Raw genomic sequence first — 14,760 nt, forward strand, 5'->3', positions numbered from 1 at the left:
ATCAAACTCTCAATCCAAACAGCTTATCCTGACTTCGTGGTCGTCAAGACTCACGGGCTTGGTGGTCTTGTGTGTTTAGTTTTCAAGGAGCGACCCCGCGGTATCCCGCGGCTTTCGCGCCGCCTCGCGGCAGCCCGCTTAAAATAACATGCATCCCGCATGTCTGTCAAGCGCGCCTCTCGGCGTTTGTCATCTTCGATTTCGGCGTCGCGCGAACGCGACGTCCCGTAGGATAGCACCCTCATGATGCCCTGTCAAGGCGGATGCCACGATGAATGGTTTGGCCATTCGCCCGCATGTTTCCTATCCTTCGAGAGCGAAATTCCAACGCTGAGCCAAGAGGACGATGGATCAAGGTCACCTTTCTCGAGCGGTTAACACACGACAGGCCCATGAATGAAGCATCGACTTCTCCCGGCAAGCGACGTGATCGGATGCAGGACCGATAGTTCAACAAGGCGCGAGTCGGCTCGTTCCGGTGACGCGGACGTGAGGATGTGCAGATGCACCCTCAAACGCGAAGCCAAGGTAGGATTCGTCTCCGCCTGCCGGGGTCCCGTCTCCTACCGTCGGGCGTCCATTGCTGGCTGACGAGATCGCGCGGCCAGTCCGCCTCTCAGGCGCAAGGCACCGCCGTGAACCGTCCACGCGCATCGTTTCCGTCGCCGATCGGTGGCGCGGTGCAGCCCCTTGACCCCGCGCACGCCATTTCGCTTGACAAGCGCGCCCCTCCGTGTTAAAGTACCGAATGCCCAGCGTTGTGTGCGGGCTGAGAGCCATTAGCTCAGTTGGCAGAGCACCTGACTTTTAATCAGGGTGTCGCTGGTTCGAATCCAGCATGGCTCACCACATGCCACCTTGGCTCAGGGGTAGAGCAGCTCACTCGTAATGAGCAGGTCGTCGGTTCGAATCCGACAGGTGGCTCCACACGGGCAACGGCTCCGTTGCCCGCCAACCCGCTGGACTTGGTTGGACAGCGGACCCACAGCTTACCGATATACGCGCGCCCGTAGCTCAGTTGGATAGAGCGTTTGACTACGAATCAAAAGGTCGGGAGTTCGAATCTCTCCGGGCGCGCCACTTCATGCGGAGCATAGCGCAGCTTGGTAGCGCGCCTGCCTTGGGAGCAGGAGGTCGTGGGTTCAAATCCCGCTGCTCCGACCAAATTTCCGGGGGTATAGCTCAGCTGGGAGAGCACCTGCCTTGCAAGCAGGGGGTCGTCGGTTCGAATCCGGCTACCTCCACCATGATGTTCCTCGATAGCTCAGCGGTAGAGCATCCGGCTGTTAACCGGAGGGTCGCAGGTTCGAATCCTGCTCGGGGAGCCAGCACAAGCTCCCATAGCTCAGTCGGTAGAGCGCATCCATGGTAAGGATGAGGTCACCAGTTCGAGCCTGGTTGGGAGCTCCATGGCCCCATGGTCAAGTGGTTAAGACACCACCCTTTCACGGTGGTAACGGGGGTTCGAATCCCCCTGGGGTCATCACCTGGGACTTGACGCTTCGAACGCGTCGCGGGTATAATAGTCCAGTCTTCGTGCGGAAGTAGCTCAGGGGTAGAGCATCGCCTTGCCAAGGCGAGGGCCGCGGGTTCGAATCCCGTCTTCCGCTCCACATGGAGGCTCTCCTCCTCGCGGGTGTAGTTTAGTGGTAAAACATCAGCTTCCCAAGCTGAGGTCGGGGGTTCGATTCCCCTCACCCGCTCCACGCGGCTGTAGCTCAGAGGGAGAGCACTACCTTGACACGGTAGGGGTCACAGGTTCAATTCCTGTCAGCCGCACCACACGAGGCCCTATCGTCTAATGGTTCAGGACGCCGCCCTCTCACGGCGGAAATCGGGGTTCGAATCCCCGTAGGGTCACCACCACACGGAGTGATGGCCGAGTTGGTCGAAGGCGCTCGCCTGCTAAGCGAGTATACGGTTGTTAAGACCGTATCGAGGGTTCGAATCCCTCTCACTCCGCCATATTGGAACTGTGGTGTAGAGGCCTAACATGCCTGCCTGTCACGCAGGAGATCGCGGGTTCGAATCCCGTCAGTTCCGCCATGTGCGCCCATAGCTCAGTCGGCTAGAGCGCACGACTGATAATCGTGAGGTCGGTGGTTCGAATCCACCTGGGCGCACCAATCAGGCAGCAGCCGTCTTGAAACGGCTGCTGCTTTGATTTTCTTCAGCCACGTGGACCCCTGGAACGTTATCCCGAAGCGCTCCTGTCAGCCTGCGCTGCAGCGTGCCGAACGCATCGACTTCCTTTATGGAAAACTCATCGAAGCATTCGACAGACCTCCGCCATTCGAGCGTCCCCTTTCCAGCGCCGCTGCAGCGCCCAGTTCACACCTTGCGCGATCGCGTCAGCGTCACCGGTCCCGTTCACCGTCATGCATTCACAAGACAAGCCTCGATGTCTTCCCGGATGCTCTCCGGCGCAGTCTGCGGCGCGAAGCGCTTGACCACGCGCCCGTCGCGATCGACGAGGAATTTGGTGAAGTTCCACTTGATGGCCTCGGATCCGAGTGCACCCTTGGCCTGTTGCTTCAGATATTCGAACAGCGGATGCGCGTTCGGCCCATTCACGTCCACCTTCGCAAACACGGGGAACGTCACGCGGTAGGTCATCTGGCAAAACTGTTGAATTTCCTCGTTCGATCCCGGCTCCTGATTGCCGAACTGGTTGCACGGAAAGGCGAGGATCTCGAAGCCGCGATCGCGATACACCTCGTACAGCTTCTGCAGACCCTCGTATTGCGGCGTGAAGCCGCACTTGGAAGCGGTGTTGACAATCAAGAGCACCTTTCCCTCGTAGTCCCGCAGCGACGTCGTGGTCCCGTCGGCTTTCTCGACCTCAAAATCGTAAATCGTCAAGGTTATCCCCTCCCGCACCCATCGTACCACTCCTTTTGATTGTGCACAAATGATTCAAGCCCCGGCTTAACGGCCGGGGCCCTCGTTCACTTGCTCACCGGGATCGCCATCTCCGCCCTGCGCGCCAGCATCCGGTTCACCGCGCTCACCAGGGCCTTCGCCGAAGCTTCCATGATGTCCGTGTCGATGCCGCAGCCGAAGTGGGTGTTCCCGTCCTCGTCGTCGACGCTGATGTAGGCCACCGCGCGCGATCCCGACCCCACCTCCAGCGCGTGCTCCTTGTAGGTCAGGTTCGCGACCCGGATCCCGAGCCCCTCCTCCAGCGCATGGCAGAGCGCGTCGAGCCGCCCGTTGCCGGCCCCTTCAATCTCTTTCGCCTCTCCGTGAAAGACCACGGTCGCCCGCACGCGATGCGCGCCCTTCGCGTCCGTGCCTGTGAGATCGACGAGATCGAGCGGCTGACCGAGGTTGACGAACTCGCGCATGAAGATCTCGGCGATCTCGTCCGCCGACAGCTCCTTCTGCTCGCGATCCGACACGCGCTTCACGGCGTAGCCGAGCTGCTCGCGCATCTTCGGCGGCAGATCGAAGCCGTGGGACTGCTCCAGCACATAGCCGATGCCACCCTTGCCGGACTGGCTGTTGATGCGAATGATGTCGCCCTCGTACTCCCGGCCGATGTCCTTGGGATCGATGGGCAAATACGGGACGTTCCAGTGCTCCGGAGACCGCTCCTCGCGCCACTTCATGCCCTTCGCGATGGCGTCCTGATGCGATCCGGAGAACGCCGTGAAGACGAGCTCGCCCGCGTATGGGTGGCGCTTGCCGACCTGCATCTTGGTGAGCGCCTCGACCCGCGCCTGGATGGCCGGCAGGTTGGAGAAGTCGAGCCCCGGATCGATCCCGTGCGAGTACAGGTTCAGCGCCAGCGTGACGATGTCCACGTTGCCCGTCCGCTCGCCGTTGCCAAACAAGGTGCCCTCGAGCCGCTCGGCGCCCGCGAGCATGGCGAGTTCGGCCGCCGCGACGCCCGTGCCGCGATCGTTGTGCGGGTGCACGGACAGCACGACCGAGTCGCGCCGCGCCAGGCGCTTGCCCATGTACTCGATCTGGCTCGCGTACACGTGCGGCATCGAAAGCTCGACGGTCGCCGGCAGGTTGATGATGACCTTGCGATCCGGCGTCGGCTGCCACACGTCGAGCACCGCGTTGCAGATCTCGAGCGCGAAGTCGAGTTCGGTGCCGGTGAAACTCTCGGGCGAATACTGGAAGAGGAAGTTGCCCGGCGTGGTGCGGGCGAGATCGCGAATCTGTTCAGCGCCGGTCACGGCGATGTTGACGATCTCGTCCTTGTCCGCGCGGAACACCTGCTCGCGCTGCGCCACGGACGTCGAGTTGTACAGGTGCACGATGGCCCGCTTGGCCCCGCGAATGGCCTCGAACGTGCGCTCGATGATGTGATCGCGCGATTGGGTGAGGACCTGGATGGTCACGTCGTCCGGGACGAGATCGCGCTCGATGAGCGTCCGGACGAACTCGAACTCTGTGTCGGACGCGGCGGGAAAGCCGACCTCGATCTCCTTGAAGCCAATTTCGACAAGCAGTTGGAAATAGGCCAGCTTTTCCTCGAGGTTCATGGGCACAATCAGCGCCTGGTTGCCGTCGCGCAGATCGACGCTGCACCAGACGGGCGGCCGATCCACGTGGTCCTTGCGAACCCAGTCGAAGCACGGTTCCGGCGGCAGAAAGTACTGTCGGGTGTACTTGTTCACGTTGTTCATGTCCATCCACTCCTTCTTCTTTGTATGGAAGACTCCAAGCCTGGGCGGCGAAAGAGAAAAGAAAAAGGCCTCATCTCGGATAGAGACGAGGCCGGGTTGGCTCGCGGTACCACTCTACTTGGCTCTCCTTGCGGAAAAGCCCCCTCTGTCGACGGCAATCACCGTCTAGCCCGATAACGCGGGCACGCGGCACACCCTACTGGCACCTCCTCAGTGCACTTCGGGCTGCGGTTCATGGGCGAGTTCAGGACGTGCCTTCCGCCGGTTCGCACCGACCACCGGCTCTCTGGGCTCCAGCCGCGTCCCTACTACTCCCACTCGTCACCTTTTACGATTTTCAGGCTTGATTCGCACATCCGTCAGTTCTGTCGATTCCATCGTAAGGGGAATGCTCTGCGATGTCAAGCGGTGGGCGTAAACACAAGGGAAACCGTTTGATGTTGGTCATCCGCGGTGGTCTGTGACCACTGCAAAGGATGTGAAGTCGTTAGATAGAGCACGGTTGACTGACCATCCTGCGTAAATTCAACGCTTTGAACCAAAGCGCGTGGATCGCCGCTGCCGTAATCGACCGTCGTGGAAGGCAACGCGACATTACAACAGTTCGGAATGACGATGGAATACGTCCGTTCATTGGCTTTCGATTTGACGAATGCCCACTTGAGTTCGGAAAGCCAGAAACTGTAATCCACTCGCGGTTTTGTTGTCGCCAAGCCGAAGTCCAATTCGAATGTCCGCGCATTGTCCACTGGAGATTGGATTTTCATGATTTGCCACATCTGCGGCACATCGGGGACTGGCGGTTGAGGTTTGTACCACTGGGAACGTGCGCACCCCGTCATGAACGGCATGATGGCCAAGGCCACGAGCCATGTTGTCAGTCCACGCTTGGTTCCAGACACGCCGCATCACCTCGTATTCCCCCAATGTAACACAAACCGCAGCTCTCCAGAACCTGTAGGGCTCCGGAGATCTGCGGCATCTGCGCAGCACCGTCACCCAGAAGCCCTGGAACAGCCCGAGAAAGGTGCCGCTCAGGACGCCTTCGCCTATAGGGCGTTTGCAGGACAAAAAAATCGCCGCGCCCCTGCCACCTCCGGGAGCTGCGCGGCGACTCTACGCTTTCTTGTTCGGCACCACCTGTCTGCGGCTTTCGCAATCACGTCCCTCGCGAAATCTCCGGATCCAGACCGCCTTTGCGCGGCGGTTGCAGGCTTTGCCCATAGATCACGTCTCCTCTCGAACGCGCCTCAGCACCTCCTGCGCCTCTCGCTCTGAAAGCCCCGTCAACTCGACGACATCCGCGACCGACGCACCCTTGCGGAACATCCGCTCGGCAATTTCCCGAGCCTTGCGCTCTTCTGCCTCTTCCACAATCTCCTTCAGCAGTTCCGTCATCGCCAACACCCTCCTCAGTAACGTCTTTTGCTCATCCGTCAAAACTCGTGCGCTGAATCCGAACACCAACGCCGCCAGGTAGTTCTGCTCCTCGCGATCCGGGACGTGTTGCAAGGTTTGCACAATGGCGTCGAACGCCTCATCTCGCGTGCGACGCTCGAATCGCATGTGAAACGCAAACGCCAACCGAACCCGATCTTCCGGCGTCCACTCACCCGTCTCCAGGTGTCGCCGCACCGTCTCCAACGCTGCGTCGCCGTCCATCTGACCCAGATACACATTTTCCACCGCATATCGGAAACACCCGGCGTCCAGTTCAGACGGCGCGCTCTGCACGTCGCCCGTGTATAACACCACCGTGCGGATCGCCCGACGATGGCGTTCCGCAAGCGCAACATCGTAAGCCGCAAACCGATACAGCGTCGGTTCCTTTGTCGACTGGAACTCCAGGTGAAGCAGACGTCCATCCGCAAGCTCCAGCATGATGTCCGTCATGCTCTGACGCAGCCTCATCTCAGGGATCTCCGTCGCCAAGGCGCGCACCACCGGCGCGTGGCGTACGCCAATCACCGACAACACTTCCCCAGGCAGCGCCAACGTCAAGTGCTTCGCAACGAGATCGTTCGCATTCCTCGGTATGTCCATCATGACCTCCGTTTGCCTTCAGTATACTGCCGTGCTGCGTGAGGGGCCAATAGGTATACGAATGCAAAAAAGCAACCCTCTGGACCCAACCATGTCCCAAAGGGTTGCATGCGTTTCGATTCGATCGAGTTTACGAAGTCATCGACCTATCTCATCTACCCAACTGCTTCCGCCGCATGCGGGTGAAGGTGTCGAACGTGACCGCGAGCAGCAGGATGGCACCCTCCACCAGGTACTTCGTGCTCGTCGGCGCGTTCAGAAGCGCCATGCCGTTCTCAATGCTGCCGATGACGAGCGCGCCAAGCAGCGCGTTCCACACGCTTCCATAGCCTCCAAACAAGCTCGTCCCGCCGATCACGGCCGCCGCAATCGAGTCCATGAGCAGATCGCTGCCGCCCGAGGCCGTGGACGCCGCGCCCAATCGCGACGCGCCGACGATGCCGCCGATGGCCGCCATGGTGCCCGCGAGCGTGAACACCATGATCCGCACGCCCTTCACGTTGATGCCCGCCCGGCGCGCCGCCTCCGCGTTTCCGCCGACGGCGTAGATGTGGCGGCCAAACGTGGTGCTCTGGCAGAGCCACGCGAGCAGCACCACAAACACAATCAGGACCAGCCCGGCGATGGGCACGCCCTGGTAGGCGTTGAGCAGAACCGTCGCGCCGATCATCACGGCGGCGCTGAGCGCGAGCTTGGTCCACGTGGAGGAAGCCGACTTCAGCGGCAACCCGAGCTGCTGGCGCTTGGCGCGATCGCGCAACGTCGTCCACACCACGGCCAGAATCGCCACCGCCACGAGCACCCAGCTCAGCCAATCGGGCAGGTAGTTGCCCGCGATGGCGTTGATGGTGTTGTTCATGATGGGCACCGTGCCCTCTTGGCCAATCAGCACAAACAGGAGCCCCAAGAAGCCGAGCGATCCGGCCAAGGTCACGATGAACGACGGCACGCGCAGCACCGTCACCCAGAAGCCCTGGAACAGCCCGAGCAACGTGCCGCTCAAGGCGCCGGCAAGAATCGCCACGTACGGGTTCATGCCCTTGCCCGCCAGGACCGCCAGCACCGCTCCGCCGATGGCGCTCACGGCCGCGATGGACAGGTCGATCTCGCCGAGCAACAGGATGAGCGTCTCGCCGATGCCGAGCAGCCCGTATTCCGCCATCTGCAGCACGAGGTTGGACAGGTTGCGGCTCGTGAGAAAGCTGTTGTTCAGGATTTCGAACACAATCCAGATGAGGACGAGCGACAAAAACACCGGCAGCTGCTGAAACTCCCCGCCAATGACGCGATCGAACACCGAGGTGCTGCGCGCCGCGGGCGATTGCGTCTTGTTGGCCTGACCGATGTTGACCGTCATGTTAGGACGTGACCTCCTCTTGCGCCGATGCGCCCGTGATGGCCGCCACAACCTGCTCGGGCGTGACGTCGTTGCGGTCGAACGTCGCGACCGTGCGCCCCAGCCGCAGCACGACGATGCGGTTCGCAATCTTGAACACGTCGCTCATGTTGTGCGAGATGACGAGCACCGCGCGGCCGCTCGCCGCGAGCCGCTGGATGAGCTCCAGCACCGCGCGCTGTTGCACGACGCCGAGCGCGGCCGTCGGTTCGTCCAGCATCACGAGCTTCGAGCCCCACAGGACGGATCGCGCCACGGCGACCGTCTGCCTCTGACCGCCGGAGAGCGACGCGACCTGCGTGTGCAATGGGGGCAGGCGAATGCCGAGTTCGTTGAGCACAGGGATGGCGCGCCGCTCCATCTCGTTCCGGTCGATCACGCGCACCAGACCGGGGATCACGTTGCGCCGCAGCTCCCGGCCGAGAAACAGGTTGGAGACGATGTCCAGGTTGTCGCAGAGCGCGAGATCCTGGTAGACCGTCTGAATCCCGTATTTCTCCGCGACGGCGGGACTCGTCAGGCGCACCGGCTCACCTTCGAACAAGATCTCTCCCTCGTCCGGCTGCTCGACGCCCGCGATCATCTTGATGGTGGTGGACTTGCCGGCGCCGTTGTCCCCGACGAGCGCCACGATTTCGCCTGCATGTACGGAAAACGACACGCCGTCCAACGCCTGCACGGCACCAAACCGCTTGCGAAGGTTGCGCACCTCGAGGACCGGCTGTGTCTGGGTCTCAGTTGCCACCATCCTCGCCTCCTCTCGTCGTTAAGAAGCGCCGGAGAACACGTCGCGTGCGCTCCGGCGCCGGTCCTCAGACACGAATTACTGCTGTTCCGCAGGATTCTTGATGCGCGCCCAGGTCGTGAAGCCGTCCTTGATGACCGTGCTCTGGATGTTGGCCTTCGTCACGACGATGGGCTGCAGGAGAACGGACGGGACGTTCGTGGCACCGTTGTTCACCTTGCCGTTCACGAGCGATGCGGGCGGCTTCTTGCCCGTCACGATGTCATACGCCAACTGGGCAGCCGCATTGGCCTCCTCCGCGATGGGCTTGTAGACCGTCATCGACTGCGTGCCATCGTAGTAGATGCGGTGCAGGCCGGCGTCCGTCGCGTCCTGGCCGGTGACCGGGATGCCCTTGATGTGCTGTTGCTCAAGCGCCTGGATGGCCGCGCCCGCCAGGTTGTCGTTCGCAGCCAGCACAGCGTCGACGTGATTGTGCAGCCGCGTGAGCGCCTGCTGCATCTCCGTCAGCGCCTGCTGCGAATCCCAGTTGGGCGTGAACTGCTCATAGCCGAGCTTCAGCTTGCCCGACTTGAAGAGCGGATCCAGCACCTCGTGAGCGCCCTGCGCGAACTGCTTCGCGTTCGGGTCGGTGGGCGCACCGTCCAGCATGACCACCGTGCCGCCCTTCTTGGTGTGCTGCGCGATGTACTCGCCCTGGAGCTTGCCGACCTCGACGTTATTGAACGAGACGTAGTAGTCGACCTTGGCGTTTTGGATCAGGCGGTCGTACGAAATCACGGGGACGTGCGCCCGCGCCGCCTCGGTCACGATGGTGGTGGCCTCAAAGCCGTTCACCGGCGCCACGACGAGAAGTTTGGCGCCCTGCGTGATGGCGCTTTCCACCTGCTGAAGCTGCGTCGCCTCGGACCCCTGCGCGTTGGCATAGATGATCTGCGCGTTCGGATCCAGCTTCTTCATCGCCGCGATGAAATCCGGGCGATCATCGTACTCCCAGCGCGGCGACGTGTTGGTCTCCGGCATGAGGAAGGCGATTTTCACGCTCGGATGCGGATTCACCGCGGCAGCCGCCCCAGTCGACGAGGACCCTTGTGCATTCGTCGACGACGTGCCGCACCCGGCCAGAATCCCCGTCATCACCGCCGCAGCCGCCATCCACGTTGCACTCTTCTTCCACGTTTTCTTTGCCACTGTGCAATACCCCCTTGTTTCGATCTCACAACAGGCCATGCGCCGCTTCGCAACCGCTTACCTGATTGAGGCGGAAAGCGCAATCACCTCCACTTGCACATCCCTGCGTGGAGTTCGATCGGCGCAACCTGATCTATGCATACCAGACCGAAGCCTAGTTTGTCAACACAAACAACTAAGTGAATTCGCGCGGGCCCTGCCGCAAACGACGTCGCGGCGCCAGGCCGGCGCCTCCCTGCCACTTGAAGGGCCTCTCGACGCAAGCGGCGGGGCGCAAACGCGCCGCAGCGCCCCACCGTTCCCAGGCAGGGCGCGGCGCTTCGCTCAGGTCGTCGGTGCGCCTTCTCGCATCCACTTCTTGGTGTTGAACTGGTTGTTGACGAGGATGGGCACCTGAGGGAAGTTCGTGGGGTAAGACCAAAAGCTCATGCCACGCAAGTTGTATTCGACAACCAAGTCCTGTTTCGCCTGAAAGCTGCGCGGGTCCTCGAACCACACGATGTGATGCCTGCCCTGGGCGTCGGTGTACGTGAAGTAGGGAGCTTCCGCCCGGAGATCGTATTGAATCGGCACATGTTGCGCGTAGGCAAGATTCACGGCCTGCACCGGCGTGAGCGTCGCGGCGCGGGTGCCGGGGCGGTACGGAAGCGTCCAGTCGTACCCGTACACCGAGACGCCAAGCAGGATCTTGTCGCGCGGGATGGCGGTCACGGCGTAGTTCAGCACGCGCCGCATCTGATCCACGGGCGACACCGGCATGGGCGGGCCGCCGATCCAACCCCACTCATACGTCATGAGAACGACAAAGTCACAGACCTCTCCGTGCCAGCGATAGTCGTGGGCCTCGTACAGAAGCCCAGGCTGATCCGCGTACAATTTCGGCGCCAGCGCGCTCGACAGGAGGAAGCCTTCTTTGTGCACCTGCTCCGCGCACCGCTCGACGAAGGCGTTGTAGAGGTCGCGATCGTGCGGATAGATGTATTCGAAATCGAGGTTCAGCGCCCGGTAGCCCTTGCGCCCCATCTCGCGCAGCGCGTTGGTGATGACCTTTTCCTGGGTGGACGGCGACGTGAAAATGGCGTGCGCCACGTCCGAGTTGAACATGTCCCCGTGCCAGTTGGTGAGCACCAGCATGGGCGTCACGTCCTGGTCCAACGCGGCATCCACCAAAGGGGTGTCGTCCGACCGGGCCTGGATGGAACCGTCTGTCTGCGCCTCGTAGGAGAACGGCGACACGTAGGTCAACACCGGGGCGATCACGTCCAGCTGATGGGGCGCGGGATCGGAAAACTGCACGAAATACGCGTTCACTTCGATGGTGCGCCGCTCGGCGCCGGTCACCTCGCCCTCCCGGGTGGGAATGACCAGGGCTTGCCCGACGACCAGTTGCTCTGGGTTGCGAATGCCGTTGGCGGCCGCGATATCGGCTGCCGAGACGTGGTACAGCTTTCCGAGCTCCCACAGCGTGTCTCCGGGCTCGACGACATGGATGAGCATCTGCCTTCACTCCTCATGGGTGGCGATCTCGACACCAGCCTATGCCCAAACAGCGCGCGTGGGCTGGGCGCACGCCCAGCCCAGGGACGTTTGGAGATGAAAGCTGCACCGTCTATGATCGACATGGCAAGACCATGGGAGGTGTGGCGTCATGGCAACGGTTCCCGAGAACGTCCCTTCGCCTGCGCAACCCCTGTCACGACGGCTCGTCTTCTTGATGGCGGTGGCCGCAGGCGTTGGCGTGGCCAACCTGTACTACCTGCAGCCCCTCTTGCACGAAATCCAGGTTGGATTTCACGCGGCCTCCTGGCAGGTGGGCCTGGCGGCCACCCTGACCCAAATCGGCTACGCGCTGGGGCTGTTTCTCTTTGTACCCCTTGGGGACAGTCTGGAGCGGCGAGGACTGACGGTGCGGATGTGCATCGTGACGGCGAGCGCGCTCCTCATCCTGGCAGCATCGCTCAACGTGTGGTGGCTCATGGGCGGCTGTCTGCTCGTGGGCGCGGCCACCATCGTCCCTCAACTTGTGGTGCCATTTGCGGCTCACCTCGCGCCACCGAAAGAACGTGGGCGCACGGTCGGCACGGTGATGAGCGGCCTGCTCATGGGCGTCCTGCTGGCGCGGACACTGGCGGGGCTCGTGGGCCAAGTGCTCGGATGGCGGGCCGTGTACCTCCTGGCAGCGGCCGCGATGCTCGGCCTCGCAGCACTGCTTCACGCCAGTCTGCCTGCATCGCCGCCCGAATCGCGCACGCCGTATGGGCAACTGCTTCTTTCCCTCATTCATCTGATCCGCGCCTATCCGGACCTGCGCGACGCCTCGCTCCTCGGCGCGATGTCGTTCGGGGCGTTCAGCGCGTTTTGGACCGTGCTCTCACTGTATCTCGCCGGGGCGCCGTTTCATCTTGGGCCGGGCGTAACGGGGCTGTTTGGCCTCGCGGGCGTCGCAGGCGCCCTCGCCGCGCCGTACGCTGGGCACATGGCCTCACGGCTTCCAGCCATCTGGACGGCGCGCCTCGCGTCATGTCTGACCCTCGCGTCGTTTGGGCTGTTCTGGACTTTTCGGCACAGCCTCGCAGGCCTCGCGCTCGGCGTTGTCCTCATGGACCTTGGCGTTCAGGCGACGCAGGTGTCGAATCAGGCGCGCATCTACAGCCTGTCGGATGAGGCGCGCAGCCGCATCAACTCGGTGTACATGGTGGCCTATTTTCTCGGAGGCGCCTTGGGATCGTTCGCCGGCGCAAGCGCATGGGACAGATTTCACTTCGGGGGCGTCTGTGTCGCGGCCTGCGCCCTTCTCGCCATCGGCATCTTCGGCGTCGCGCTGGTCGCGCCGTCCCGCTTGCGGAGCTGGCACAGGTGACCGAGCGGGGGTCGGCCCGCTCGGCCTGTCGATTGGGCGATCTCGCCCTCAGATCCCGATGGATTTCATGCTGGCCTCAGGGTACCGCTCGCCCGCGGCGACGCCCTTCGGCGCGATGGCGTCGATCTCGCACAGTTCCTCCGCCGTGAGCTTCACCTCAAGCGCGCCGAGGTTCTCCTCCAGATACTTCACCCGCTTCGTTCCCGGGATCGGCACGATGTCGTCTCCCTGCGCCATCACCCAGGCGAGTGCGAGCTGCGCGGGCGTGCACCCTTTTTCTCGCGCCAGGCCCTCGATCTTCTCCACGAGATCGAGGTTCCGCTTGAAGTTTTCGCCCTGGAAGCGCGGCGAGTGGCGGCGGTAGTCGTCCTCCGGCAGATCCTCGAACCGACGGATGGCGCCCGTGAGGAACCCCCTTCCGAGCGGGCTGTACGCCACAAAGCCGATGCCAAGTTCCCGCACGGTCGGCAGGATCTCGTCTTCCACATCGCGGCTCCACAGCGAATACTCGGTCTGCAGCGCCGTGATGGGATGCACCTTGTGCGCGCGGCGAATGGTCTGCGCCCCGGCCTCGGACAGGCCCAGAAACCGCACCTTTCCCGCCTGCACCAACTCGGCCATCGCGCCGACCGTCTCCTCGATGGGCACGTTCGGGTCGACGCGGTGCTGGTAGTACAGATCAATGTAGTCGACGCCCAGCCGCTTGAGGCTTGCGTCGCAGGCCTGTTTCACGTATTCGGGCCTGCCGTTGATGCCGAGGAAGGTCCCGTCCGGCGCGCGCACGTTTCCGAATTTCGTGGCGATCACGACGCGATCGCGATACGGCCTGAGCACGCGCCCGACCAGCCTCTCGTTCTCGCCGACGCCGTACATGTCGGCCGTGTCAAAGAAGTTGATGCCGAGTTCCAAGGCGCGTTCCAGCGTCCGGATGGCTTCCGCCTCGTCACGGCCACTGTAGAAGTCCGACATGCCCATGCAACCGAGCCCAAGCGCGGAGACCCGGAGCCCTTGCGTGCCCAACGCTCTCGTCTGCACGTTCCATCCCTTCCTTTCAATTTCGCGCGCCTCGCCATCAAGCGACGGGTGCGAAGCTAGTATAATCCTTTCTGGAAAGTTCGAAAAAACGCCCGTGAAGGAGGACCTGCGCTTGCAGCGCCACACGCCCGATCCATCGACACCCCCGCGCCACCTCGCCATCACCTTCGACGACGGCCCAGACGGGGACACGACGCCCAAGATCCTGTCCACGCTTCGGGATTACGGCGTGCCCGCCACCTTTTTCTGCATCGGCGAGCAGGTCGAACGTTTTCCCGACGTCCTGAAGGCCATCCACGAAGCCGGCCACGAGATCGGCAACCACACCATGACGCATCCCCATCTCACGAACTTGGCGGATGCCGAGATCGAGCGCGAGTTGCGCGCCTGTCAAGCGGCCATTGAGAAGGTGGTCCAGGTGCCCATCCGCTACTTTCGCCCGCCCTATGGAGACATCGACGATCGCGTCCGCCGCATCGCAGCCTGGCTTCACTACGAGGTGGTGCTGTGGGACGTGGACTCGCTCGATTGGTCGGGCATCCCCGGCCCGGCCGTTGCGGCCAACGTCCTGCCGAAGCTCAAGCCGGGAGCCGTGATCCTCATGCACGCGGGCCCGTTCGCGAAGGGAACCCCCGACGCGCTGCCGTACGTGCTCGAGGTGGCTGTGGCGATGGGCTATGACTTCGTGCCGCTGTCACAGCTCAAGCGGGTGTGATGGCAAACCTCGCCCCGCCTCCGGGTTTCGGGATTTCGACTCGTCTGACGGGTTGCGGTTTGTAGGGCCCCTCGAGCAGCTTTGGTAACAGCCAACCCCCGCAGCGGACTTTCACCGCCCAGCTAGCGCCCA

The 14,760-nt window shown here is 62.5% G+C and carries 11 protein-coding genes, 15 tRNA genes and 1 other annotated feature; of the genes, 17 read left to right on the forward strand and 9 right to left on the reverse strand.

Annotated elements, in window-relative coordinates; genetic code table 11:
• The first annotated feature begins 773 nt into the window (after nucleotides 1-773).
• The 15 genes from J3481_RS11820 (at nucleotide 774) to J3481_RS11890 (ending at nucleotide 2,126) form a co-directional block, all read left to right on the forward strand.
• Nucleotides 774-849 (forward strand) — tRNA-Lys (locus J3481_RS11820).
• A 3-nt stretch (nucleotides 850-852) separates the two neighbouring features.
• A tRNA-Thr gene (locus J3481_RS11825) sits at nucleotides 853-927 on the forward strand.
• A gap of 76 nt (nucleotides 928-1,003) precedes the next feature.
• A tRNA-Arg gene (locus J3481_RS11830) sits at nucleotides 1,004-1,080 on the forward strand.
• A gap of 7 nt (nucleotides 1,081-1,087) precedes the next feature.
• Nucleotides 1,088-1,164 (forward strand) — tRNA-Pro (locus J3481_RS11835).
• A 7-nt stretch (nucleotides 1,165-1,171) separates the two neighbouring features.
• Nucleotides 1,172-1,247: transfer RNA gene (locus J3481_RS11840), tRNA-Ala, on the forward strand.
• Nucleotides 1,248-1,253: 6 nt separating this feature from the next.
• Nucleotides 1,254-1,328 (forward strand) — tRNA-Asn (locus J3481_RS11845).
• Nucleotides 1,329-1,334: 6 nt separating this feature from the next.
• A tRNA-Thr gene (locus tag J3481_RS11850) sits at nucleotides 1,335-1,410 on the forward strand.
• A gap of 1 nt (nucleotide 1,411) precedes the next feature.
• Nucleotides 1,412-1,483 (forward strand) — tRNA-Glu (locus J3481_RS11855).
• A gap of 55 nt (nucleotides 1,484-1,538) precedes the next feature.
• Nucleotides 1,539-1,613 (forward strand) — tRNA-Gly (locus J3481_RS11860).
• Between the two features lie 19 nt (nucleotides 1,614-1,632).
• Nucleotides 1,633-1,706 (forward strand) — tRNA-Gly (locus tag J3481_RS11865).
• A gap of 1 nt (nucleotide 1,707) precedes the next feature.
• A tRNA-Val gene (locus J3481_RS11870) sits at nucleotides 1,708-1,782 on the forward strand.
• A gap of 5 nt (nucleotides 1,783-1,787) precedes the next feature.
• A tRNA-Glu gene (locus J3481_RS11875) sits at nucleotides 1,788-1,863 on the forward strand.
• 6 nt (nucleotides 1,864-1,869) lie between these two features.
• Nucleotides 1,870-1,965, forward strand: a tRNA-Ser gene (locus J3481_RS11880).
• A 4-nt stretch (nucleotides 1,966-1,969) separates the two neighbouring features.
• Nucleotides 1,970-2,046: transfer RNA gene (locus J3481_RS11885), tRNA-Asp, on the forward strand.
• 3 nt (nucleotides 2,047-2,049) lie between these two features.
• Nucleotides 2,050-2,126: transfer RNA gene (locus tag J3481_RS11890), tRNA-Ile, on the forward strand.
• A 250-nt stretch (nucleotides 2,127-2,376) separates the two neighbouring features.
• On the opposite strand, the gene J3481_RS11895 is transcribed toward J3481_RS11890, so the two are convergent.
• The 8 genes from J3481_RS11895 to J3481_RS11930 all read right to left on the reverse strand — a co-directional run bounded on the left by J3481_RS11895 (nucleotide 2,377) and on the right by J3481_RS11930 (nucleotide 11,515).
• On the reverse strand, nucleotides 2,377-2,862 hold the full coding sequence (locus tag J3481_RS11895; RefSeq protein ID WP_206832397.1) for a glutathione peroxidase: 486 nt from the start codon (nucleotides 2,860-2,862) through the stop codon (nucleotides 2,377-2,379).
• Between the two features lie 86 nt (nucleotides 2,863-2,948).
• Nucleotides 2,949-4,643: a 2-isopropylmalate synthase gene (locus tag J3481_RS11900; RefSeq protein WP_206832396.1), complete on the reverse strand. Its 1,695-nt coding sequence runs from the start codon at nucleotides 4,641-4,643 to the stop codon at nucleotides 2,949-2,951.
• A gap of 78 nt (nucleotides 4,644-4,721) precedes the next feature.
• Nucleotides 4,722-4,974 (reverse strand) — a binding site (T-box leader).
• Nucleotides 4,975-5,044: 70 nt separating this feature from the next.
• Entirely contained in the window at nucleotides 5,045-5,545 is a 501-nt protein-coding gene (locus tag J3481_RS11905) for a hypothetical protein (protein WP_206832395.1), read from the reverse strand.
• A 325-nt stretch (nucleotides 5,546-5,870) separates the two neighbouring features.
• Nucleotides 5,871-6,686 (reverse strand): RpnC/YadD family protein, encoded by an 816-nt coding sequence (locus tag J3481_RS11910; protein ID WP_206832394.1) that lies wholly within the window; start codon nucleotides 6,684-6,686, stop codon nucleotides 5,871-5,873.
• A gap of 151 nt (nucleotides 6,687-6,837) precedes the next feature.
• Complete coding sequence (locus J3481_RS11915; RefSeq protein ID WP_206832393.1) at nucleotides 6,838-8,043, reverse strand: sugar ABC transporter permease; 1,206 nt, start codon at nucleotides 8,041-8,043, stop codon at nucleotides 6,838-6,840.
• A 1-nt stretch (nucleotide 8,044) separates the two neighbouring features.
• Complete coding sequence (locus J3481_RS11920) at nucleotides 8,045-8,827, reverse strand: ATP-binding cassette domain-containing protein (RefSeq protein WP_206832392.1); 783 nt, start codon at nucleotides 8,825-8,827, stop codon at nucleotides 8,045-8,047.
• A gap of 78 nt (nucleotides 8,828-8,905) precedes the next feature.
• Nucleotides 8,906-10,018, reverse strand: coding sequence for a sugar ABC transporter substrate-binding protein (locus J3481_RS11925; RefSeq protein WP_206832391.1), 1,113 nt, complete (start codon nucleotides 10,016-10,018; stop codon nucleotides 8,906-8,908).
• 324 nt (nucleotides 10,019-10,342) lie between these two features.
• The gene (locus tag J3481_RS11930; protein ID WP_206832390.1) at nucleotides 10,343-11,515 is read right to left on the reverse strand and encodes a glycosyl hydrolase family 18 protein; all 1,173 of its coding nucleotides are present in this window, start codon (nucleotides 11,513-11,515) and stop codon (nucleotides 10,343-10,345) included.
• Between the two features lie 151 nt (nucleotides 11,516-11,666).
• Here J3481_RS11930 and J3481_RS11935 point away from each other — a divergent pair, with 151 nt between their 5' ends.
• A complete protein-coding gene (locus tag J3481_RS11935) occupies nucleotides 11,667-12,878 on the forward strand; it encodes an MFS transporter (RefSeq protein WP_206832389.1) in 1,212 nt (403 codons plus the stop codon).
• 48 nt (nucleotides 12,879-12,926) lie between these two features.
• Here the strand turns inward: J3481_RS11935 and J3481_RS11940 are convergent, their stop codons facing one another.
• Entirely contained in the window at nucleotides 12,927-13,913 is a 987-nt protein-coding gene (locus tag J3481_RS11940) for an aldo/keto reductase (protein ID WP_206832388.1), read from the reverse strand.
• A 112-nt stretch (nucleotides 13,914-14,025) separates the two neighbouring features.
• Here J3481_RS11940 and J3481_RS11945 point away from each other — a divergent pair, with 112 nt between their 5' ends.
• Complete coding sequence (locus J3481_RS11945; RefSeq protein ID WP_206832387.1) at nucleotides 14,026-14,628, forward strand: polysaccharide deacetylase family protein; 603 nt, start codon at nucleotides 14,026-14,028, stop codon at nucleotides 14,626-14,628.
• Nucleotides 14,629-14,760: the final 132 nt, after the last annotated feature.

This window comes from Alicyclobacillus fructus (assembly GCF_017329605.1).
Taxonomy (GTDB): Bacteria; Bacillota; Bacilli; order Alicyclobacillales; family Alicyclobacillaceae; genus Alicyclobacillus; species Alicyclobacillus fructus.

Excerpts from the sequence above, each read along its gene's own strand:
- J3481_RS11900 (WP_206832396.1), bottom strand. The coding sequence starts at position 4,643 with ATGAACAACGTGAACAAGTACACCCGACAGTACTTTCTGCCGCCGGAA.
- J3481_RS11910 (WP_206832394.1), bottom strand. The coding sequence starts at position 6,686 with ATGGACATACCGAGGAATGCGAACGATCTCGTTGCGAAGCACTTGACG.
- J3481_RS11915 (WP_206832393.1), bottom strand. The coding sequence starts at position 8,043 with ATGACGGTCAACATCGGTCAGGCCAACAAGACGCAATCGCCCGCGGCG.
- J3481_RS11930 (WP_206832390.1), bottom strand. The coding sequence starts at position 11,515 with ATGCTCATCCATGTCGTCGAGCCCGGAGACACGCTGTGGGAGCTCGGA.
- J3481_RS11935 (WP_206832389.1), top strand. The coding sequence starts at position 11,667 with ATGGCAACGGTTCCCGAGAACGTCCCTTCGCCTGCGCAACCCCTGTCA.